General features: G+C 62.1%; 19 protein-coding genes. 7 read left to right on the plus strand and 12 right to left on the minus strand.

Annotated features, from left to right (window positions below):
• Nucleotides 1–61: 61 nt before the first annotated feature.
• The 5 genes from AAG821_RS11220 to AAG821_RS11240 form a co-directional block, all read right to left on the minus strand.
• Nucleotides 62–1372: an ABC transporter substrate-binding protein gene (locus tag AAG821_RS11220; protein ID WP_341913563.1), complete on the minus strand. Its 1311-nt coding sequence runs from the start codon at nt 1370–1372 to the stop codon at nt 62–64.
• Nucleotides 1373–1485: 113 nt separating this feature from the next.
• Nucleotides 1486–2550, minus strand: a complete 1065-nt coding sequence (locus tag AAG821_RS11225; protein WP_341913561.1) for a branched-chain amino acid ABC transporter permease — start codon at nt 2548–2550, stop codon at nt 1486–1488.
• A gap of 21 nt (nt 2551–2571) precedes the next feature.
• Nucleotides 2572–3456 carry a branched-chain amino acid ABC transporter permease gene (locus tag AAG821_RS11230; RefSeq protein WP_341913559.1) on the minus strand — a complete coding sequence of 295 codons (885 nt, stop codon included), beginning with the start codon at nt 3454–3456 and terminating at the stop codon, nt 2572–2574.
• A 13-nt stretch (nt 3457–3469) separates the two neighbouring features.
• Nucleotides 3470–4261 carry an ABC transporter ATP-binding protein gene (locus tag AAG821_RS11235; protein ID WP_341913557.1) on the minus strand — a complete coding sequence of 264 codons (792 nt, stop codon included), beginning with the start codon at nt 4259–4261 and terminating at the stop codon, nt 3470–3472.
• A 5-nt stretch (nt 4262–4266) separates the two neighbouring features.
• Entirely contained in the window at nt 4267–6246 is a 1980-nt protein-coding gene (locus AAG821_RS11240; RefSeq protein ID WP_341913555.1) for an AMP-binding protein, read from the minus strand.
• 610 nt (nt 6247–6856) lie between these two features.
• On the opposite strand from AAG821_RS11240, the gene acnA reads away from it, so the two are divergent.
• Complete coding sequence (acnA, locus tag AAG821_RS11245; RefSeq protein ID WP_341913594.1) at nt 6857–9541, plus strand: aconitate hydratase AcnA; 2685 nt, start codon at nt 6857–6859, stop codon at nt 9539–9541.
• A gap of 87 nt (nt 9542–9628) precedes the next feature.
• Here acnA and AAG821_RS11250 read toward each other — a convergent pair whose 3' ends face one another.
• From AAG821_RS11250 to AAG821_RS11270, 5 genes are all read right to left on the minus strand, one after another.
• A complete protein-coding gene (locus AAG821_RS11250; RefSeq protein WP_341913553.1) occupies nt 9629–10072 on the minus strand; it encodes an FKBP-type peptidyl-prolyl cis-trans isomerase in 444 nt (147 codons plus the stop codon).
• A 104-nt stretch (nt 10073–10176) separates the two neighbouring features.
• A complete protein-coding gene (locus AAG821_RS11255) occupies nt 10177–10590 on the minus strand; it encodes an FKBP-type peptidyl-prolyl cis-trans isomerase (RefSeq protein ID WP_341913552.1) in 414 nt (137 codons plus the stop codon).
• Nucleotides 10591–10724: 134 nt separating this feature from the next.
• A complete protein-coding gene (locus AAG821_RS11260) occupies nt 10725–11585 on the minus strand; it encodes a UDP-2,3-diacylglucosamine diphosphatase (RefSeq protein ID WP_341913550.1) in 861 nt (286 codons plus the stop codon).
• A 203-nt stretch (nt 11586–11788) separates the two neighbouring features.
• The gene (locus AAG821_RS11265; protein WP_341913548.1) at nt 11789–12091 is read right to left on the minus strand and encodes an HU family DNA-binding protein; all 303 of its coding nucleotides are present in this window, start codon (nt 12089–12091) and stop codon (nt 11789–11791) included.
• Between the two features lie 208 nt (nt 12092–12299).
• On the minus strand, nt 12300–13502 hold the full coding sequence (locus AAG821_RS11270; RefSeq protein ID WP_341913546.1) for a multidrug effflux MFS transporter: 1203 nt from the start codon (nt 13500–13502) through the stop codon (nt 12300–12302).
• A 140-nt stretch (nt 13503–13642) separates the two neighbouring features.
• Here AAG821_RS11270 and AAG821_RS11275 point away from each other — a divergent pair, with 140 nt between their 5' ends.
• Both AAG821_RS11275 and AAG821_RS11280 read left to right on the plus strand, forming a co-directional pair.
• On the plus strand, nt 13643–13870 hold the full coding sequence (locus tag AAG821_RS11275; RefSeq protein ID WP_341913545.1) for a hypothetical protein: 228 nt from the start codon (nt 13643–13645) through the stop codon (nt 13868–13870).
• A gap of 151 nt (nt 13871–14021) precedes the next feature.
• A complete protein-coding gene (locus AAG821_RS11280; RefSeq protein ID WP_341916278.1) occupies nt 14022–14798 on the plus strand; it encodes an FkbM family methyltransferase in 777 nt (258 codons plus the stop codon).
• A 22-nt stretch (nt 14799–14820) separates the two neighbouring features.
• Here the strand turns inward: AAG821_RS11280 and AAG821_RS11285 are convergent, their stop codons facing one another.
• Nucleotides 14821–16050: a hypothetical protein gene (locus tag AAG821_RS11285; protein ID WP_341913542.1), complete on the minus strand. Its 1230-nt coding sequence runs from the start codon at nt 16048–16050 to the stop codon at nt 14821–14823.
• 263 nt (nt 16051–16313) lie between these two features.
• On the opposite strand from AAG821_RS11285, the gene AAG821_RS11290 reads away from it, so the two are divergent.
• Genes AAG821_RS11290 through AAG821_RS11305 form a run of 4 tightly spaced genes read left to right on the plus strand, consistent with a single transcriptional unit; the run spans nt 16314 to nt 21052 of the window.
• Nucleotides 16314–17438 (plus strand): glycosyltransferase family 4 protein, encoded by a 1125-nt coding sequence (locus tag AAG821_RS11290; RefSeq protein WP_341913540.1) that lies wholly within the window; start codon nt 16314–16316, stop codon nt 17436–17438.
• Between the two features lie 47 nt (nt 17439–17485).
• Nucleotides 17486–18562 carry a GDP-mannose 4,6-dehydratase gene (gmd, locus tag AAG821_RS11295; protein WP_341913538.1) on the plus strand — a complete coding sequence of 359 codons (1077 nt, stop codon included), beginning with the start codon at nt 17486–17488 and terminating at the stop codon, nt 18560–18562.
• Nucleotides 18555–19523: a GDP-L-fucose synthase gene (locus tag AAG821_RS11300; protein WP_341913536.1), complete on the plus strand. Its 969-nt coding sequence runs from the start codon at nt 18555–18557 to the stop codon at nt 19521–19523. Before gmd ends, AAG821_RS11300 begins: the two co-directional genes overlap by 8 nt.
• Entirely contained in the window at nt 19520–21052 is a 1533-nt protein-coding gene (locus AAG821_RS11305; protein WP_341913535.1) for a lipopolysaccharide biosynthesis protein, read from the plus strand. Before AAG821_RS11300 ends, AAG821_RS11305 begins: the two co-directional genes overlap by 4 nt.
• Here AAG821_RS11305 and AAG821_RS11310 read toward each other — a convergent pair.
• The gene (locus AAG821_RS11310; protein WP_341913533.1) at nt 21049–22311 is read right to left on the minus strand and encodes a glycosyl hydrolase family 28-related protein; all 1263 of its coding nucleotides are present in this window, start codon (nt 22309–22311) and stop codon (nt 21049–21051) included. The two genes, AAG821_RS11305 and AAG821_RS11310, sit on opposite strands and share 4 nt — an antisense overlap.
• Nucleotides 22312–22314: the final 3 nt, after the last annotated feature.

Genomic DNA, 22314 nt, shown 5'->3' on the forward strand with positions numbered 1-22314 from the left:
TATCCGGTGCTGACAAAAAGAAACCCCCGCCGGTTCAGGCCGGCGGGGGTTGTTAACAGGCTTACGACCGTGCACAGGCCCTGGAGGCGATGTTCTTCTCACGCGCGTAGCTGTCGGCATCCTTCAGATACAGCGGCCACAGCTTCTGGTTTTCCGGCAGAATCCAGTCGCTGACCGGTTTCCACTGGTCGCCCTGCCACTGCACCACCTGGATCTTGCCATCGCCCAGATGGTTGTCGCAGGCCAGTTTCAGCGGCTGCAGGAAGCCCTTCAGGCCGAGCTTGTCGATGCTGGCATCGGTGAGATTGATCGCCTCGAAGCCGTCACGCGACTGCTCACCGTTCATCACCTTGCCCTTGCCATGCTTTTCCTGGGCGGCGCGCAGGGCCTCAACCGTCAGCATGGCGTTCATCACGCCACGCAGATAGCCGATCTCGCCGAAGTGCTTGCCACCCTGCGAGGCTTTGCCCTTGTCGACCACGAACTTCTTCATGTCCTTGAGCACCTGCAGATCCTTCGACGCACCGTGGAAGGTCAGGCCCTTGTAGCCCTTGGCTGCCGGGCCCGCCGCCTGCACGTCGCTGTCCTGGCTCGACCACCAGATACCGATCATCTTCTCCCGCGCGAAACCGACCGCGGCAGCTTCCTTCAGCGACACGGCGTTCATCGCGCCCCAGCCCTGCAGGTAGACATAGTCCGGGCGCATCTGGCGGATCTGCAGCCAGATCGACTTCTGTTCCAGGCCGGGCGCCGGCACCGGCACCAGCTCAAGCTGGAAGCCGAGTTCCTGTGCGTAGTTCTGGAAGACCGGGATCGGCTCCTTGCCATAGGCGATGTCGATATAGACATAGGCAATCTTCTTGCCCTTCAGCTTGTCCTTACCGCCCATTTCCTTGGCGATGTACTGGATGCCGGCAGAGGCGCCGCCCCAGTAGGTGGCCGGTGCGGTGAACACCCAGGGGAAGATGTTGCCCACGGTGGCCGAGGCGCGGCCATAGCCCATCGAGAAGATCACCGACTTGTCGACCGGCGCGCGATCGATCAAGGCGTAGGTGATGCCGGTGGAATACGGGCTGAAGATGGTGCCACCCAGTGCCTTCAGGCGCTCGTAGCACTCAACACCGCGCTCGGTGTTGTACTGGGTCTCGCATTCTTCGTTGCGCAGCTTGACGCCATTGAGGCCGCCGTCACGCTCGTTCATCAGGTTGATGTAGTCGGCAAAGCCGTCGGCGACCGGAATGCCGCTCGGCGCAAACGGGCCGGTACGGTAGACCATCGACGGAATCACCTGCTCCTGGGCCAGGGCAGCGAAGGCGCTGCCGGCCAGAGCTGCGCCCACGACAAGGGACGCAATCCATTTGGATGCTTTCATTTTTTCCTCCCGGTTGTACCCGCCTTATCCGGCGGGAATTGGTATTAGCCTAGCATGCCAAAAACACAGGACAAACTCGGTTTTTACGACACGGATGCGGCGCTACACGTTTCTCAATAGGGGAACGGCCAGATCCGCAGCTTCTCCTTGGTGATCTGCCACAACCGCGCCAGACCATGCGGTTCGACGATCAGGAAGAACACGATCAGGGCGCCGAACACCATGAATTCCAGATGCGAAACCAGGGCGGTCGACAGGTCGAAACCAAGCATCGGCGGCACCCGGGTCAGGAAGATCGGCAGCAGCAGGATGAAGAAAGCGCCGAGGAAGCTGCCCAGGATCGAGCCCAGACCGCCGATGATAATCATGAACAGAGCCTGGAACGACAGGTTGATGCCGAAGCCATCAGGCTCGGCCGACCCGAGATAGACGAAGAGATACAGCGCGCCGGCGACGCCGACATAGAAGGACGACACCGCAAAGGCGGTCAGCTTGGCCACCACCGGGCGGATGCCGATGATCTCGGCGGCGATGTCCATGTCGCGGATCGCCATCCACTGCCGGCCCGGATTGCTGCGGATCATGTTCTTGGCGGCCAGGGCGAGAACCGAAACGACGCCAAGCGCGAACAGATACTTTTCCATCGGCGTGTCGATGCTCCAGCCCAGCAGCGTGAGCGGCGGCACCGTGATGACGCCAGAGGCGGCATAGTTGGTCAGCCAGCCCCATTTGACGAACAGCCAGGGCAGGAAGAACTGCGCCGCCAGCGTGGCCACGGCAAGGTAGAAGCCCTTGATGCGGAGGGATGGCAGGCCAAAGAACATGCCGACCGCCGCGGTGACCAGACCAGCCAGGGCAAACACCACCAGCAAGTTGAGATCGGGCACGCGGGTGGCCAGGTTCCAGGCCGCCACGGCGCCGACGCCCATGAAGGCGCCGGTGCCCAGCGAAAGCTGGCCGCAATAACCGGTCAGGATATTGAGCCCCAGGGCGGCCAGCGCCAGGCAGAGGAAGGGGATCAGCAACGCGGTGTAGACGTAGTTGGTCGCTACAAGCGGGATGCCGACGAAGGCGACCAGCATCAGCAGCACGAAGAACACACGGTCCTGCGGGATGGTGAAGATCGCCTGATCGTCGCTGTAGGTGGTCTTGTACTGGCCGGATTCGCGGTAGAGCATGTGTGTGATCCTTTGCTTGCGCTACACGCGTTCGATGAGTTTTTCGCCGAACAGGCCCTGCGGCCGGATCAGCAGGAAGCCGAGAGCCAGCACATAGGCGAACCAGTTCTCGATGCCGCCGCCGAACATCGGACCGATATAGACCTCGGCCAGCTTTTCGCCGGCACCGATGATAAGCCCGCCGATGATGGCGCCGGGAATGGAGGTGAAGCCGCCGAGGATGAGCACCGGCAGCGCCTTCAGCGCCAGGCTGACAATCGCCGGCTGCACACCCAGCTTGGAGCCCCACATGATGCCGGCAACCAGCGCCACCAGGCCGGCAATGGCCCAGACGATGATCCAGATCACGTTAAGCGGAATGCCCACCGACTGCGCCGCCTGGTGATCATCGGCCACCGCGCGCAGCGCACGGCCGGTGCGGGTTTTCTGGAACACCACCAGCGCGGCCAGCAGCGTGCCGGCGACCAGCGCGGCCCACAGATCGAAGGACTGGATCAGGATCTCGCCATCCATCAGGAAGATCGGATCGGTGGGAATGCCGACATCGAGCTGGCGCACGTTGCTGCCCCAGATCAGCTGGCCGAAACCATCGAGGAAGAAGGATACGCCGATGGTGGCCATGAACAGGATGATGCCTTCCTGATTGACCAGATGGCGCAGCACCAGCCGCTCGATCACGCCGGCCAGCAGCACCATCACGCCGACGGTGAGGATCAGCGACAGCCACATCGGTACACCGAGTTCGTTGAACCCGACAAAGAACAGGCCAGCGAACAGGACCATCGCACCCTGCGCGAAATTGAATACGCCGGACGCCTTGAAGATCAGCACGAAGCCGAGCGCGACCAGCGAATACATCACGCCGGCCATCAGGCCACCGATCAGGACTTCGAAGAAAAATGCCACCCGAAATCCCCCTTCAGTGCTGCACGCCGAGATAGGCGTCGATCACGGCTTGGTTGTTTTTCACTTCCGACGGTATGCCGTCGCCGATCTTGCGGCCGTAATCGAGCACCACGACGCGATCAGAAATATCCATCACCACACCCATATCGTGTTCGATCAGGCAGATCGTGGTGCCGAACTCGTCATTGACGTCGAGAATGAAGCGGCACATATCCTGCTTCTCTTCCAGATTCATGCCGGCCATCGGCTCGTCGAGCAGCAGCAGCGTCGGCTCGGCCGCCAGCGCGCGGGCCAGTTCGACGCGCTTCTGCAGGCCATAGGGCAGCCGGCCCACCGGCACCTTGCGGATCGCCTGGATCTCCAGGAAGTCGATGATGCGCTCGCAGAATTCGCGATGGACGATCTGCTCGCGCTCCGCCGGCCCCTTGTAAAAGGCAGAGGCCAGCAGGCCAGCCTTCATCTTGAGCAGGCGGCCGGTCATAATGTTGTCCAGCGTCGACATGCCCTTGAACAGCGCAATATTCTGGAAGGTGCGCGCGATGCCGTGGCTGGCGGCCTCGTGCGGCTTCATCTGCTTACGCTTTTCGCCACGATAGGTGATGGTGCCCTGCTGCGGGTGATAAAACCCGTTGATGCAGTTCAGCATCGAGGATTTGCCGGCGCCGTTCGGCCCGATGATGGCCAGCACCTCATGCTCGCGGATCTCGAAGCTGATATCGGTCAGCGCCTTCACACCGCCGAACGACAGGCTGATGTTTTCGACCTTGAGCAGGACGTCGCCAATCTTCTTCTCTGCCACACTCATACCGCTCAGCCCGCCTTGCGCATCGTCGAATAGATGGTGGCCTCGGCAATCGGCAGATTGGCCTTGAAGCTGCCGGTGCGGCCGTCCTCGAATGTGATCTTGGCTTCCACCGCAATCGCCGACTGGCCGGAATACAGCGCCTCGATCAGGGTGCCATAGCGTTCGGTGATGGTGCTGCGGCGCACCTTGCGGGTGCGAGTCAGCTCGCCGTCATCGGCATCCAGTTCCTTGTGCAGGATCAGGAAGCGCTTGACCTGGCTTGCTGTCATGCTGCTGTCCGACGACAGGTCGCGATTGACCTGCTCGATGCAGCCCTTGACCAGATTGTAGACCTCGGGCCGGCCGGCCAGATCGGCATAGGAGGTGTAAGAGAGGCCATTGCGCTCGGCCCAGGAGCCGACCGCAGCAAGATCGATGTTGATGAAGACGGCGACATGGTCGCGGCCATGGCCGAAGGCGACCGCTTCCTTGATATGGGGGAAGAACTTCAGCTTGTTCTCGATGTATTTCGGCGCGAACAGCGAACCATCGGTGAGACGGCCGACATCCTTGGCGCGGTCGATGATGCGCAGGTGGCCGGTATCGGTGAACACGCCGGCATCGCCGGTATGCACCCAGCCATCGGGCGTCTTGGTTTCCGCCGTCGCCGCATCATTCTTGTAATAACCGACAAAGACGCCGGGACTGCGGAACAGCACCTCTCCGGTGGTTGCATCGATCTTCAGCTCGACGCCGGGGGCCGGTGGCCCGACCGTATCGGGATCGACATCGGTATCGGTATGCATGCACAGATAGACCGTGCATTCGGTCTGGCCGTAGAGCTGCTTGAGATTGATGCCGAGCGCGCGGAAGAAATCGAAGATATCCGGACCGATCGCCTCGCCGGCGGTATAGGCCAGCCGCAGGCGGCTGACGCCCAGCACATTCTTCAGCGGGCCATAGACCAGCAGGTCGCCCAGCGCATATTGCAGGCGGTCGACCAGCGACACCGGCTTGCCTTCCAGGATGCGGCGGCCGACCCGGCGCGCCAGGGCGATGAAGTACAGGAACATGCGGCGCTTGATCGCGCTGGCATCCTCCATGCGGATCATCACCGTGGTCAGCAGGTTTTCCCAGATGCGGGGCGGCGCGAAGAAATAGGTCGGCCCCACCTCGCGCAGATCCTGCAGCACGGTATCCGCCGATTCCGGGCAGTTCATGCAGAAGCCGGCAACCGCGCCCTCGACATAGGACAGGAAGTTGTCGCCCACCCAGGCCATCGGCAGATAGGCCAGGATCTGGTCGTTTTCGTTCAGCTTGTCGAAGGCAATCGCCAGATTGGCCGAACGCACCACGTTGTCGTGACTCAACATCACACCCTTGGGCCGGCCAGTGGTGCCCGAGGTGTAGCAGATGATCGAGATGTCGCTGCCGTTGCCTTTGGCGATCTCGGCCTCGACAAAGCCCGGATGTGCCTGGTTATAGGCGGCACCCTGGGTGGTCAGGTCGCTCAGGCTGCGCAGGAAGGGTTCGGTATAATGCCGCAGGCCGCGCGGATCGCTGTAGATGATGGTCTCCAGGCCCGGCAGACGGTCGCGGATCGACAACAGCTTGTCGACCTGCTCCTGGTTCTCGACGATGGCAAACCGCGCCTCGGCATGGTCGATGACATACTGGATCTCGTCGGCCACGCTGTCCTGGTAGACCGGCACCGGAATGCCGCCCAGCGCCTGCGTTGCCGCCATCGCCCAGTAGAGTTCAGGCCGGTTGTCGCCAATGATGGTCAGCTTGTCGCCACGGCGAAAGCCCATCGCCGCCAGGCCGCCGACCATGTCGCGGACCTTGGCGTCCACCTCACCCCAGGTCCAGGTCTGCCAGATGCCGAGATCCTTTTCGCGCATGGCCGGGCGGTCGCGGCGGTGCTGCGCGTTGTAGGCAAAGAATTTCGGAATGGTATCGCGACCCAAGGGATCGCGCCCATCGGGTCGAACCGACGTCTCGGACATGTACTCGCCTCCTCATCCGCGACGCAGCCGTAGCCAACGCCGTCGTTATTGATCGTTGATAAAGGTCCGGACCTTTACCCGTCAAGGGGGCCGCAGATCCCGCCCCCGCAGCCCCCTCTCATTGCCTAAATTTCTACCCCGGTTGAACTTTCTTCCAGCCGAAACTGCTTGGCAAATGCTTGGTTTTACGGCACCTATTTGCCGATCCCACGCGGGCTCAGCCCCCGCCTGACCAGCCTTTCAATATTTTACGTTTCCGCTACGAAAGGATTGCCCCGTGAAAGCCGCCAAGAAGACCAAGAAGGCCGCGAAGGCGAAGCGCCCGGCGAAAGCCAAGAAAGCCACCAAGAAGGTCGTGAAGGCCAAGACGGTCGCCAAGCCGGCAAAGAAGGCCGTCAAAGCCAAAAAGGCGGTCAAGAAGAGCGCCAAGAAGGCAGTGAAGGTGAAAAAGGCGGTGAAGGCAGCCCGGAAGGCCGTCGCCCGCAAGATTGCCAAGAAAGCGGTTGCCAAGAAGCAGCCCCTGCGCAGCGCCAAAAAGAAGGTGACAGCGGCCACCAAGAAGGCTCCGGCCTTCAAAAGCTCCGGTGCCGCCCGCGCCGTCGCCATCGCGGTGGGCCATGACACCCTGAAAACCCGCCGCATGCTGAAGGTGGGCAACAAGTCCTATGCCTATTACAGCATCAAGGCCGCCGAAAAGGCCGGCCTGGGCGACCTGTCGCGCCTGCCCTACTCGATGAAGGTGCTGCTGGAAAACCTGCTGCGCTACGAAGACGGCCGCAGCGTTACCGTGGATGACCTCAAGGCCGTGGCCCAGTGGCTGAAGGACAAGCGTTCGGACCGCGAAATCGCCTATCGCCCGGCCCGCGTGCTGATGCAGGACTTCACTGGCGTGCCCGCCGTGGTCGATCTGGCCGCCATGCGCGACGCCATGACCCATCTGGGCGGCGACACCAAGAAGATCAATCCGCTGTCGCCCGTCGACCTGGTGATCGACCATTCGGTGATGGTGGACTATTCGGCGGCGAAGAGCGCCTTCCAGAAAAACGTCGACCTGGAATACGAGCGCAATGGCGAACGCTATGCCTTCCTGCGCTGGGGCCAGACCGCGTTCGATAACTTCCGCGTCGTGCCGCCGGGCACCGGCATCTGCCACCAGGTGAACGTTGAGTACCTGGCGCAGACCGTGTGGACCGGCATGGATGGCAAGACCGAAGTGGCCTACCCGGATACTCTGGTCGGCACCGACAGCCACACCACCATGGTGAATGGCCTGGCCGTGCTGGGCTGGGGCGTGGGCGGCATCGAGGCCGAGGCCGCGATGCTGGGCCAGCCGATCTCCATGCTGCTGCCGGAAGTCGTCGGCTTCCGCCTCTCGGGCAAGCCGAAGGAAGGCACCACGGCCACCGACCTGGTGCTGACCGTGACGCAGATGCTGCGCAAGAAGGGCGTGGTCAACAAGTTCGTCGAATTCTACGGCCCCGGCCTGGACGAACTGTCGATTGCCGACCGCTGCACGGTGGCCAACATGGCGCCGGAATACGGCGCCACCTGCGGCTTCTTCCCGGTCGACGGCGAGACCATTGCCTATCTGAAGGCCTCAGGCCGCGATCCGGAACGCGTCAAGCTGGTGGAAGCCTATGCCAAGGCCCAGGGCTTCTGGCGTGGTCCGAAGGCGGTCGATCCGATCTTCACCGACACGCTGGAACTCGATCTTTCGACGGTGGAGCCCTCGCTGGCCGGTCCGACCCGGCCGGAGGGTCGCGTGCCGCTGAGCCGTGCCGCGGCCGAGTTCAAGGATGCGATGACCAATTTCTACGGCAAGAAGACTGCCGTGGACTTCCGCGCCAAGGTCGAGGGCAGCAATTTCGACCTCGGCCATGGCGACGTGGTGATCGCCGCCATCACGTCCTGCACCAATACGTCCAATCCCAGCGTGCTGCTGGGTGCCGGCCTGCTGGCGCGTAATGCCCTGAAGCGTGGCCTGACCACCAAGCCCTGGGTCAAGACCTCGCTGGCACCGGGCAGCCAGGTGGTCACCGACTATCTGGCCCAGTCGGGCGTGCAGAAGGATCTCGATGCCCTGGGCTTCCAGGTCGTCGGCTATGGCTGCACCACCTGCATCGGCAATTCCGGTCCGCTGCCGGACAACATTTCGAAGGCGATCACCGATAACGACTTCGTCGTCGGCGCCGTGCTGTCGGGCAACCGCAACTTCGAAGGCCGCGTCCATCCGCTGACCAAGGCGAATTACCTCGCCTCGCCGATGCTGGTGGTGGCCTATGCGCTGGCCGGCAACCTGAACATGGATGTCGCCAACGAGCCGCTCGGCCATGACAAGAAGGGCAAGCCGGTCTACCTGAAGGACATCTGGCCCTCGAACAAGGAAATCGCCGCCACCGTGCGCAAGTACGTGACTCCGGCGATGTTCAAGAAGCGCTACGCCGATGTGTTCAAGGGCGATCCGAACTGGCGCAAGATCAAGGTCGATGGCGGCCAGACCTACAAGTGGGACAACAGCTCGACCTATGTGCAGCATCCCCCGTATTTCGAGGGCATGCCTGCCACGCCGTCGGCGATCACCGACGTCAAGGGCGCCCGTCTGCTGGCGATCCTGGGCGACAAGATCACCACCGACCACATCTCGCCCGCCGGTTCGATCAAGAAGGACGGCCCGGCCGGCAAATACCTGACCGATCACAAGGTCAGCTATGCCGACTTCAACTCCTATGGTGCCCGTCGCGGCAACCATGAGATCATGATGCGCGGCACCTTTGCCAATATCCGCATCAAGAACGAGATGGTGCCGGGCACCGAGGGCGGCATCACCAAGCACATGCCGGCAGGCGATGTGATGTCGATCTATGACGCGGCGATGAAGTACAAGGCATCAAGCACGCCGCTGGTGATCGTGGCCGGCAAGGAATACGGCAACGGTTCCTCGCGCGACTGGGCGGCCAAGGGCACCATCCTGCTGGGTGTGAAGGCCGTGATCGCCGAAAGCTACGAGCGCATCCATCGCTCGAACCTGGTGGGCATGGGCGTTCTGCCGCTGCAGTTCCTCAACGGCACCACCCGCTTCGACCTCAAGCTCGACGGTTCGGAGAAATTCGACATCTCCGGGATCGCCGTGGGCCTGAAGCCGCGCATGAAGCTGCCGGTGACCATCAGCCGCGCCGACGGCTCGACCCAGACCATCGAGGTGCTGTGCCGCATCGATACGCTGGACGAGATCGACTACTACAAGAACGGCGGCATCCTGCATTACGTGCTGCGCAACCTGGCCAAGGCCGCCTAAGGCACAGCCCGAGCGCAACGCTGCAATCCGCAGAAACGAAAACGGCCGGGAAAACCCGGCCGTTTTTTATTGCCTGAAGCGAATCGCTTACTTCAGTTCGAGCAGTTCGACATCGAAGATCAGTGTCGCATTCGGCGGGATCGCCCCGCCGCCGGCGCCCTGGGCACCATAGGCCAGCTGGGGCGGGATGATCAGCGTGCGCTGGCCGCCCACCTTCATACCGACCACGCCTTCATCCCAGCCCTTGATGACACGGCCGCCGCCCAGCGGAAAAGCGAAAGGCTGGCCGCGAGTACGCGATGAGTCGAACTGGCGGCCCTTTTCGCCGGCGATGTAGAGCCAGCCGGTATAATGCACCAGGGCGGTCTGGCCAGGCTGCGCGGTGGCACCGTTGCCAAGCTTGGTATCGGTATAGCGCAGGCCGGAAGCGGTGGTCTTTTCCTGCGCCTGAGCATCGGTATGGGCCGGCAAGGCAGCCAACAGGCCAAGGGCGAGACCAACACCGACTAAAGCGCGACGGGACAGCGACATCGAAACAAACTCCCTGTTACGGATGACAATGATTCAGGATGGAGTGGGAAACGTGCCGTCGCAATGCGGCAGCAGCATGGCATTCGCCGTCGACGGACAATCCGTCAGCGGACGTTGACCAGCTCGATTTCAAAGAACAGCGTGGCGTTCGGCGGGATGATGCGGCCGTTGCCGCGTGCGCCATAGGCGAGATAGGACGGGATCAGCAGCGCACGCTTGCCGCCGACCTTCATATAGGCCACGCCTTCGTCCCAGCCTTTGATGACCTTGCCTTGCCCAAGCGCGAACTCGAAGGGCTGGCCACGCTTGTAGGAGCTGTCGAACATCCGGGTCGGCTTGTTGTTTTCCCAGAGCCAGCCGGCGTAATGCACGGAAACCATCTTGCCGGGTTCGGCCTTGGTGCCCGAACCCAAAGCAATATCGCCGACGCGCATCCCTGATGGCGTCTGACGCAGGTTTAAGGCCTCCTGCTTACCCCCGAGGCCGATGGCCCCCAGCAATGAATCAAGCACTCCCATGCCCAGAGAATATCAAGCAAATTTGTCCCTGCCCAGAGTTGTCGAAAGACTAACCAAGAGCGACTCGGGGCAGAAATAACATTATTTTTTGTTAAATTGAGGCCATGTACCCGCCAGCCGTGCAATCCGCGCGGCTATTCGTCGACGCCGACTGGCAGTGGGCGGGCACTGGCCGGGCCAAAACCCGCATCCGGGTTTTCTGCGCCATGCGGTAAAAACCGCCCGAGATCCTCGCGCAGGGCGGCCCAATGCAGGATTTCGAGCCGGCCGTCAAAATGCTCGACCAGGGCGGTGCAGCTCTCCACCCAGTCACCATCGTTGCAATACTGAATACCGTCAATCTCGCGGATTTCGGCATGGTGGATATGGCCACAGACCACCCCATCCACATGCCGGCGGCGGGCTTCCTCGGCAATGGCCTGCTCGTAGTCGGAGATGAACTCGACCGCGTTCTTGACCTTGTGCTTGAGATAGGCCGACAGCGACCAGTAGGGCAGGCCCATGCGGCGGCGCAGGTGGTTGAACCAGGTGTTCAGGCCGAGAGCGAAGCCATAGGCGGCATCGCCCAGCAGGGCCAGCCACTTGGCGCAGGTGACGATGCCATCGAAATGGTCGCCATGGGTGACCAGCAGCCGACGGCCATCGGCGGTTTCGTGGATCGCCTCCATCAGGACGGTGATACCGCCGAACTGCAGGGCCGCGCCCTCGATGAAATCGCGCAGGGCCTCGTCATGGTTGCCCGGCACATAGATCACGTTGGTGCCCTTGCGCGCCTTGCGCAGCAGCTTCTGCACCACGTCGTTATGGCTCTGGTTCCAGTACCAGGAGCGCTTGAGCCGCCAGCCATCGACGATATCCCCGACCAGATACAGCGTATCGGACTCGGTATATCGGAGGAATTCCAGCAGCAGATCGGCCTTACAGCCACGCGTCCCCAGATGGATATCCGAGATCCAGATGGTGCGGTATCGGGCCGGCATCAGGGCCATGTTCATCGGTCACCTGCTCAACGAATCGCGGGAAGATGCAAATCGTTGGCCGGGAAGATGAATCGCCTAAACCATTGTGTCCCGTGAATTTTCCATGACCGGTATGACGGATTGGTGACAGCCGGGCAGGCCGATGCAAAACCGGGCGGACAAAGAAAAAGGGCCTGCCGTAAGGCAGGCCCTGGATCCTGTCGTCCTTGCGGGACGGATCAGACGGCTTCCTTCAGCACCTTGGAGGCGCGGAAAGCAACCTTCTTGGAGGCCTTGATCTTGATCGGCTCGCCGGTCTGCGGGTTGCGGCCCATGCGGGCGGCGCGCTTGCGGACCTGGAGGATGCCGATATCGCCCATGCGGACGCGCTCGCCCTTCTTCAGCGACTTGGTGATGGCCGCGAAGAAATCGTCGAACAGGGCGATGGTCGACTTCTTCTGCAGCTCATTCTTCTCGGCCAGCATCGTGGCGATCTGCTTCGCAGTGACGGTAACCGTCTTGGTGGCGGCTGCTTTAGCCATGGTCTCTCTCCTCAGAAATGATGCGTCAGATGTTGTTTTTGAACGAATCGGGGGTTGATTCCCGAATCCTGCATAGCACCGCGCCTGGGTTTTGCCCATCCGGCAATGCATAAAAATCCGCTAGACATGCGGATTTTTGGCCACCGGTGCGAATCGGAACCGCATACCATGCGGGTTTGTTGCATCCGGGTCCGGACTGAATCGCGTTTTAGGGGCGGCTGGCGCGGAATTTAGCGGCTATGACAAAGCTCACCACCGCCAGAATTCCGCACCCCGACATGGTCCATAGCATCGGATACTGGCTCGGGTCATGGTCCTGGCCGTAGCCAACCAGCACGGCGGCAATGGCGCCGGTGAGCATCTGCAAAGCACCGGACAGTCCGGCCGCCGCGCCGGCGGCGCGCGGATTGACCGAGATCGCCCCGGCGATTCCGTTGGGCAGGGTCAGCCCATTCGACATCGCGACCACGGCCATCGGCAGGAAAATTCCCGGCAGACTGAGTGGCCCCAGCCAGCTTGACAGACCCAACGCCAGAATCCCGATCAGCTGCGCAATCGCGCCGAACATGATCATGCGGTCGACGCCCAGACGCACGGCATAGCGCCCGGTGAGGAAATTTCCGGTCAGGTAGCCAATCGAGACGACGATGAACCACAGGCCATAAGCCGAGGCCGGCAGGCCCATCACCGTGACCACCACGAAAGGCGCACCGGCGATGAAGGCGAAAAACACCCCTGAGGTGAAAGCCGTCTGCAGCACGTAGCCGCAGAAGGCCGGCGAACGCAGCAACTGGCCGTAGCCCTGCAGCAACGCCCGCACCCCCTCGCCCTGACCGCGCTCGGCCAGGGTTTCCGGCAGCGTGAGGATAACCCAGACATACACTGCCAGGCCCGCTACGCTGCAGAACACGAAGCTGGCGCGCCAGCCGAACAGGCCGTCGAGATAGCCGCCCAGAGCCGGCGACAGCATCGGCGCCAGTGACATTGCCATGGTGACATAGCCGATCATCGCCGCCGAGCGGTCACGGTCGTACAGATCGCGAATGATGGCGCGGCCGAGCACAAGGCCGGCACAGCCGCCCAGTGCCTGCAGCGCCCGCCCCAGCATCAGCCATGTGATTGTCGGCGCCAGCACGCAGGCAATGCTGCCGACACAGTAGATCGCCATGCCCCAGAGCAGCACCGGACGGCGGCCATAGCGATCGCTGATCGGGCCATAGATCAGCTGCGCAAAGCCCAGACCGACCAGATAGAAGGTGAGCGTCAGCTGCACCAGGCCGTAATCGACGTTGAAATGCTTCGCCAGCCCGGGCATCGACGGCATGAAGATGTTGAGCGCCAGCGGCCCGAGCGCCGTGATAGCGACCAGGATGAAAACTGAAGGCAGGCGATGGGCCGGCGGAGGAGACATGAAACCGCAGATATTTGGCGAAACAGCGAAGCGATGCTGGGAAAGGCACCATATAGCGCCAATCGTTGCGGCAACCAACCGGCCACCCGACCGTTATTCGCCGGATGTTATCCATGCGAATACACCCGGAGGATCACGGCATGAAATCCAGCCCCCGCCTGACCGAGACCAAATCCGCCCAAAAGCGCAAGGAAGACGCCGACCTGGACCGCGCGCTGCGCGACAGTTTCCCCGCCAGCGATCCGATCTCGATCACCCAGCCGACCACGGAAATACCTCAGAAGGTCGATAAACGCCTGGCCAAGGCCGGCGACGAGACCCGACGCAAGACCGCCGGCATCCGCAAACCGGCGCCGCAAAGGCATTAAGCCATACCCAACAGCCTGGCACCTGAGACGGTGATCTATACAGGAGCGCTGCAAGGGCCGGGCGGGTGCTGGGCCGGCCACGCAATAGTCACTTCATTCCCTTGCCGCCGCGGTCCAAGCTGGACACCCCTCCAATCACCCCCGTTCCGTCATGATGCTTCGCCCCCTTAAAGCTTGGATTCGCAACACCTCGCGTGCACTTGGTTATGACATCGTGCCATTGCGTGACATCAAGGACCGGGATTTCGCCATTCACCTTGGCCAGTTGTTCCGCTTCCTGAAGATCGACTGCGTTTTCGATGTCGGCGCCAATGTCGGCCAGTATCGAGATTTCCTGCGCGATAGGGTCGGCTATACCGGCTTGATCGTGTCCTTCGAACCCGTCAGCCGCAATGTCGCCACCTTGCAGCAGCGCAGCACCCAGGATCCGCACTGGGAGATCGTCGGCCATGCCCTTGGCAGCACCCGCAGCAATCTGCCAATCCATGTGATGAAATCCGACCAGTTCAGTTCTTTCCTGGCACCGGATAATTCCGGCGTACCGGAATTCAACGGCCTGAATGAAACCGCGCATATCGAAACCGTGGCCGTCTATCCGCTGGACGAGGTCTTTCCCGTATTGCAGCGCCGGCTGGGATTCCGCCGCCCCTATCTCAAGCTCGACACCCAGGGTTTTGACCTGGAGGTTCTGCAGGGTGCGGCCGCGACATTGCCCGGCATCGTGGCGCTGCAGAGCGAAGCCTCGATCATCAATATCTATGAAGGCATGCCGGGCTATATGGATACGATCCGCTTTCTCAATGCGCGCGGCTTTGATATTTCCGGTCTGTATCCGATCAGCCGTGATCCGGGCATGCGCCTGATCGAGTTCGATTGCGTGATGGTCAATCGCAGAGTCGCCGAAACGGCCTCTGCCGCCCGACACTGAATCCACCAAGAACTATCCGCGATCAGGCCTGCTGCGGCGATGCCGCGCCGCGATCGATCATCCGGATCAGCTCGGCCGTATCCTCGCCGGCAACGAAATCGCTGTCTGGCAGCGTCAGCAACCGATTCCTGGTTTCGTCATATTCAGCCTGCGTCAATGTAAGAAAGAATTTGACCAGCTCTTCCTCATAGGGTGCGGCGAAATTCCAGCCAAGCTGTCGCTGCTCCACCATGCGACCGACTTCGAAGCCATCCGCCGCCAGACAGGGGATGCCGAAATAGCCGGCCTCGTAGAACCGGCATGGCAGCAACCAGCGCGAGTTATGCGTGCTGTGCTCAAGATCGATGGCCCAGGCAAAATCAAGATCAGTGTAGATATCGGCCAGATCGCGCGGATTCACGTAGTCGCCTTCATAGACCAGGTTATCCAGGCGGGTCAGCGCGTCGGAAAAGCTTTTCGGATCGACTGTTGTGAGGATGCCGCGGAATTTGAAGAGCACCAGGCCCTGCAGCCGCTCTGCCAGCCGGATGATGAGATCCAGCGTCGCCTGGCCGCGGATCAAGCCACAATAGCCGACCACCCAGCGGTACGGATGGTGCCGCCCGTCGCCACGACCCAGTTCACGCGACGCGCCGGCAACGGCGGCGAAGTTTTCCGGCAGCTTGTTTTCCAGCAGAAACCAGGCGTCGTGATAGCCCTGCACTGGCTGGAAGTAATGCCGCAGGAAGCCAGGGGAAGACACGACCAGCAGGTCTGTCTGGCGCAGCGCCAGGCGTTCGATCCATCGCAGCAGGCGGGCCTGCCAGCCAGTGCCGACAAAGGCCGGCTGGATGTCCAGCACCTCATAGACAATCCGTGCGGATTTGCGCCCGATCAGCCGTGCCAGCAAAGCCAACAGCAACTGATCGATGTTGCGAGCATAGAAAAAAGCGGCCCGCTTCAGGCCGGCACGTTTGGCAAAGACCCGCGGGATCGCCGCCAGCAGGGCTGCCAGGCGATGGCCGTAGCGTCGATCCTGCGTATGCCCGAGCGGGGTATAAGGCCAGGATGGCTCAAAATCGCGATTGTAGTTGTTGCGCCGGAAGCCGAACACCAGCAGCTGATAGCCGTGCGCCAGAAATGTCTCGGCACGCTTGATCGTGCTGACATCGCTGATGTCGGGCGCAAAGAACACCGCCATGGGCTTCTGCTTGGCCGGATTGTGCATGCCGCTCCGCGTGGTGAAACAAGGCGAAATCGTGACGCCAGACATGCCGCAAATGCTAAAGCGTCACGCTTCAGCCTGGTGTGATCAATCTGTGCTGCACACCCATACGGAAATCATGCAAAAAGCCTTTTAAATTGCGGCTTTGCCGACATCTTGCAGCGCGAAAGGTCGGTCACAGGTTGATCACTGGAGATCGGAGCTGCGGTCAGCTTCCATGACGCGGCCATGCAGCTTCGATTCAGGGTTCAACTGTGAACGCGATTCCCCGCCCTTACGCTCCGGCCGCTCAGCCCCATGCTCTGCATTCCGTGGAGTATCCCAAACGATTTGAGCGCGTCGCCATCAGCAGCGTCTTCGGTGATCCGATGGATCGGCGCACCTGGTCGGCTGCGCCTTACAATGTCGCGATCTGTCTGCAGAAACTCGGCATTGCCGTGGAAGGTATTCATTCCGGTGGCACGCGCGGCGAGCGCAGCCTGCTGGCATTGCATTACATGATGACCGGCTATGGCCGCCCCCATAGCAGCGAAGCCGTCCTGCGCCTGGCGCCGGCGCGGCGGCGTGCGGCCGAACGGCTGGCTGAGACAGCCCGTCGGCGGCGTATCCGGCATATCCTGCATACCGGTACCCTGGATCTGCCGCCCGTCGACAGCGATGACGGGGTGAAGCACTATCTCTATTGCGATCACAGCTGGGCACTGTCGCTGCCGCATCGCACCGACCTCTCCGATTACAGCCGGCGAGCCATCCAGAACTTCGAAGACACCGAACGTGCCGCGCTGGAAAGCGTCGAGCATGTTTTCACCTTCGGTGCTTATGTCCGCGACCATCTGATCGGTCACTACGGCCTGCCACCGGAAAAGGTTACCGCCGTCGGTTCCGGCATGGGACAGATCGAACCCTATGACCAGCCCAAGGATTATGGCCGCCCGCACCTGCTGTTCGTTGCCAAGCACCTGTTTGCGCCCAAAGGCGGCAACCTGCTGGTGGAAGCCTTTCGTATCGCCCGGCGTGAGCGACCGGACCTGTTGCTGAATATCGTCGGCGATGGCCGCAGCGCCAGTCATGTCCCTGCGCAGCCCGGCATTCATTTTCATGCCCACCTGCCCTGGCGCGAGTTGCAGCGGTTGTATCGCATTTCCAGCCTGCTGACCCAGCCGATGCTGAACGATCCCTGGGGTCAGGTTTATCTGGAAGCCCTGCTGTCGCGCACGCCGGTGATCGGGCTGCGCCGCAACGGCTTGCCCGAGATCATCGAACATGGCCGGCATGGCTTTCTGGTCGACGAGGCTGATCCCCAGGCGCTGGCCGCCACGATCCTGGCCGCACTTTCCGATCCGCAGCGCCTGGCGGAGATGGGCTGGAGCGGCCAGCAGCATGTGCTGCAATCCTATTCCTGGGATGCGGTCGCCAACCGCATCGCCTTCGGCTGACAAGATTTCGCCTCCCTCCCCTGACTAAGAAAAAAAGGACTTAACCCATGGCCAACAAGACAGCCTTGATTACCGGCGCCACCGGGCAGGACGGTGCCTACCTTTCCGAGCTTCTGCTCGCCAAAGGCTACACCGTGCATGGCATCAAACGGCGTTCATCGTCGATCAATACCCGCCGTGTCGACCACCTCTATCGTGACCGGCATGAGGAGGACGTGCGTTTCTTCCTGCATTACGGTGACATGACCGACTCATCCAACCTGATCCGCCTGATCCAGGAAACCCAGCCGGACGAGATTTACAACCTGGCCGCCCAGAGCCACGTGCAGGTCAGCTTCGAGACGCCGGAATACACCGCCAATACCGATGCGCTGGGCACACTGCGTCTGCTGGAAGCGATCCGCATCCTGAAAATGGAAGAGAAGGTGCGCTTCTACCAGGCTTCGACCTCGGAACTGTTCGGCAAGGTACAGGAAATTCCGCAACGCGAGACCACGCCTTTCTATCCGCGCAGCCCCTATGCGGTTGCAAAGCTCTACGCCTACTGGATCACGGTGAACTATCGCGAGGCTTACAACATGCATGCCTCGAACGGCATCCTGTTCAACCACGAAAGTCCGATCCGCGGTGAAACCTTCGTCACCCGCAAAATTGCACGCGCCGTCGCTGCCATCGAGCATGGCCTGCAGAACCGGCTGTATCTGGGCAATATCGACGCCAAGCGCGACTGGGGCCATGCCCGCGACTATGTCGAAGGCATGTGGATGATCCTGCAACAGGACAAGCCCGAGGATTACGTGCTGGCCACCGGCGAGGTGCACAGCGTGCGCGAATTCGTCGAACTGGCCTTCCGCCGCATCGACCGCCATATCCAGTGGGATGGCAAGGGAATCGACGAGAAGGGCTATTGCGGCAAGACCGGCGATATCCTGGTGGCCATCGATGCGGAGTATTATCGCCCCACCGAGGTCGACTTCCTGCATGGCAACCCGGACAAAGCCTGGCGCAATATCGGTTGGCAGCACAAAACGAGCTTCGAGCAGCTGGTGACCGAGATGGTGGACTCTGACCGCGCCGCACTGAAGCAGAATCATGATGGCGCAGGAGTGCTGACCCATGCCTGATATCACGCCCTACCCGCTGGCCGGCAAGCGCATCTGGGTGGCAGGTCATCGCGGCCTGGTCGGTGCAGCGCTGGTGCAGCGCCTGCAGTACGAGGACTGCACGATCCTCACCGTACCGCGCCAGCAACTTGATCTGCGCCAGCCAGACCAGGTCAGCCTGTGGCTGCGCGAAACCAAGCCGCAGGCCGTGATCGTGGCTGCCGCCAAGGTCGGCGGCATCCATGCCAATGACTCGCGACCGGCGGAATTCCTCTACGACAACCTGATGATCGAGGCGAATATCATTGAGGCGGCGCGCCAGAGCCGGGTCGAAAAACTGGTCTTTCTCGGCTCGTCCTGCATCTATCCGCGGCTGGCGCCGCAGCCGATTCCGGAATCGGCCTTGCTGACCGGACCGCTGGAGCCGACCAACGAATGGTATGCCATCGCCAAGATCGCCGGCATCAAGCTCTGCCAGGCTTATCGCCGCCAGTATGATTGCGACTTCATCTCGGTGATGCCGACCAACCTGTATGGACCAGGCGATAATTTCGACACCCTGCAAGGCCATGTCATTCCGGCGCTGATGGCGAAGATTCACCATGCCAGGGAGGCTGGCGCCGAAACCGTGGAAGTGTGGGGCAGTGGTCGGGCTTTGCGCGAATTCCTCTATGTCGAGGATGCCGCCGACGGCATCGTACATATCCTGAAACATTACTCCGATGCCGAGCATATCAATCTGGGAACGTCGGAGGAAATCTCCATCGGTGACCTCGCCGGGCTGATGGCACGAGTGATCGGCTATCGCGGCCGACTGGTCTTCGATCCCAGTAAACCCGATGGCACGCCCCGCAAGGTGGTGGACACCACGCATCTGAAGAGCCTGGGCTGGCGGGCACATACCCCGTTGCAGCAGGGCCTGGAACAGACCTATCGCTGGTATGTGAACCACCACCTCGCCGATCGGCGGGCGATCGCTTGAGTAAAACCACTTACGATCCGCTGGCGACCGAGCATCTCCAGTCGGATCTGATCCGGCGCAGCCTGCGTGGCGGCCTGATTGCCTTTGGCAGTCAGGCCGTCCGCTTTCTGGTGCAGTTCGGCGGCACCATCGTGCTCGCGCGGCTGCTCACCCCGCAGGCCTTCGGCCTGGTGGCGATGATTGCCGCCCTGGCAGTGCTGCTCGACCTGATCAAGGAACTGGGCCTGTCGGCCGCCACGATCCAGCGTCCGGTCATCAGCCAGCAGCAGGTCTCAACCCTGTTCTGGATCAATGTCGCCTTCGGCGGCCTGCTGGCTGTCATCCTGCTGATTGCCGCACCGGTCATCGCACGGTTCTATGGCGAACCCGAGCTGGTACCCATCACACAATGGCTGGCTGCCGGGTTCGTGCTGAGCGGCTTTACCATCCAGCACTGGGCGCTGCTGCGCCGGCAGATGCGTTTTGCCGCAATTGCCATGATCGAAACCGGGGCGGAACTGGCGGCGATGGCGCTGGCCGTCGGCTTTGCCCTCAATGGTGCGGGCTACTGGGCGCTGGTGATCCAGCGCGTTGCCAGCCCGGCCCTCACCCTGGTTGCCACATGGGTGCTGTGCCCCTGGCGCCCCGGCCTGCCCTCGCGCCATGCCGGCATCCGCGACATGCTGGGCTTTGGCGGATCGGTCACCGGTTTCAACCTGCTGGCCGCCGCCGCGCGCAGCCTCGACCAGGTGCTGATCGGCTGGCTCTGGGGTCCGGTGACGCTCGGTTTCTACGAGCGCGCGGCCAAACTGGTGCTGGTGCCGGTGAACAACCTCAACGCCCCGCTCTATGCCGTGGCGATGCCGGCGCTGAGCCGCCTGCATGACCAGCCCGCGCGCTATCGCCGAGCCTTCCTGCTGATCTACGAGAAATTCGCCATGGTGACGATGCCGCCGGCCGCGCTTGCGGCGGTCACCGCTGACTGGGTGGTGGGGCTGCTGTTCGGTGCGCAGTGGCAGGCGGCGACGCCCTATGTCGCCTGTTTCGCCGTCGCTGCGATGACGCTGCCCAGCATGCTGGCGGTCGGCCTGCTGTATCAAAGCCAGAATCGTCCCGCCGATCTGCTGCGCGCTGCCCTGCTGGATGCCGGCATGATCACTGCAGCAGTCCTGACCGGACTGTCCTTCGGCCCGGTCGGCATCGCGATCGCCTATGCCGCCAGCGGACTCATGCTCCGCCTGCCCCTCGCCATCTGGCTCGGTGGACGCCATGGCCCCGTCGGCAGCCGCGACCTGGCCCTGGCCATCCTGCCATCTTTAGGCGCGGCGGCGGTGATTGCCGGCAGCATAGCGCTGTTGCGGCAATCCGGCCTGCTGACAGCTGCAACACCGCTTGGTGGTCTGGCCCTCAGTGGCGTTATCGCTGCTGTCCTGGTCTTTGCGGTCTTCCTGATCGTACCACGCAGCCGGCGTGCGTTGGGTGTCCTGCGTCGCCTGCCGCAGCTTCTGCGGCAGGGCACGGCACCCTCGACCGTGCTGCGGAAGGTTTAGCCAACGCCCACCGGACTGCCGTCATCATCGTGTTGGGGCCGGCCCTTCTTGATGCGCAGACGACCCTGGCGGTCGACCCAGAGACGATACTCACCCAGCTGCGCCAGGGTGCGGCTCTGCCAGTCGCCGCCAACCTTCAGGCCGCCGCCATCACCGCCATTGCCGATCTCGATAGCCTCGAAACCTCCCTCGCTGCGCAGGTTGCCGCTGCAGCCCACCACTGTCGCCGTACTGCGCGGATCGCCGCGTAGCACAGCCAGGCCGGCACCAGCTGCCTTGGCATCACCACTGCCACTGCAGCCCACCATGACAAGCCGGCCGGTCAGGATGGCACGCAACAGGTGGGTCTGCTTGAACATCGAATAGGCGGTACAGCCAACCAGCGTAGCGAAACCCTGCAGCCAGATACCGGCATCGCCGCGGGAGAAATCATCCGCGCCTTCATGATTGTTCTCAAAGCCGCAACTGGACAGCAGGGTACAGCCATTCTCCGCCACCAGGCCGAAGCGCTTGTTGAGCAGGAAATAGCTGCCGTGATAGCTGACGTCATAACAGCCATCCAGCATGGCGGCGCCATGGATGCCATTCTCGCCGAATACCCCGCCAATCACCCGCACCGCCGACAGGATACCCTTTCCACCAGGATCGTGATGGAAGCTGGCACCATGACCGTGATTGTTGCGGAAGTAGCAGTTGGTGATCTGCCCTTCAAAGACATTGCCGATCAGCTGGCAACCATTCTTGCCGCAGCCCTGCACAACGAGGTCGCGCAGGCAGAAATTGTAGAGGAAATTCTTGTTGCCGGGGCAGGCCAGCCGAATACCGTGACCGTCCTTTCCGCTGCCATGGATGTCCAGACCCTGGATCAGCAGGAAGCGGAAGGTCGAGTGGCTGGCGATTTCAAGGATGTCGCTGCCATCGGTGATACTTGAGATCAGCCGCGCCCCAATCCCCAGAATGCCGGACTGGCGGGTAACATTCTGCTTCGGCGCAATGCGCAGCGTGGCGGTGATGCGGTAGCGGCCAGGCGGGATCAGCAGCAGGCCGCCATTGTCGCCCGCATAGGCCGCATCGAGACCGGCCTGCAATGCGACCGTGTCATCGGCGATGCCATCGCCAACCGCCCCGTAACTGGCGGCCGAGATCAGTTTGCCAAACGGCGCCTGCGGCGCGGCCTGCGCGGACTCGACGCCGCCAGCTGCCAGCATGGCACCGCCCAGAACCATACCACCCCGTGCCAGCAGATCGCGGCGCTGCATGGT

The sequence above is a fragment of the Ferrovibrio terrae genome, from assembly GCF_943372915.1.
Lineage (GTDB): Bacteria > Pseudomonadota > Alphaproteobacteria > Ferrovibrionales > Ferrovibrionaceae > Ferrovibrio > Ferrovibrio terrae_A.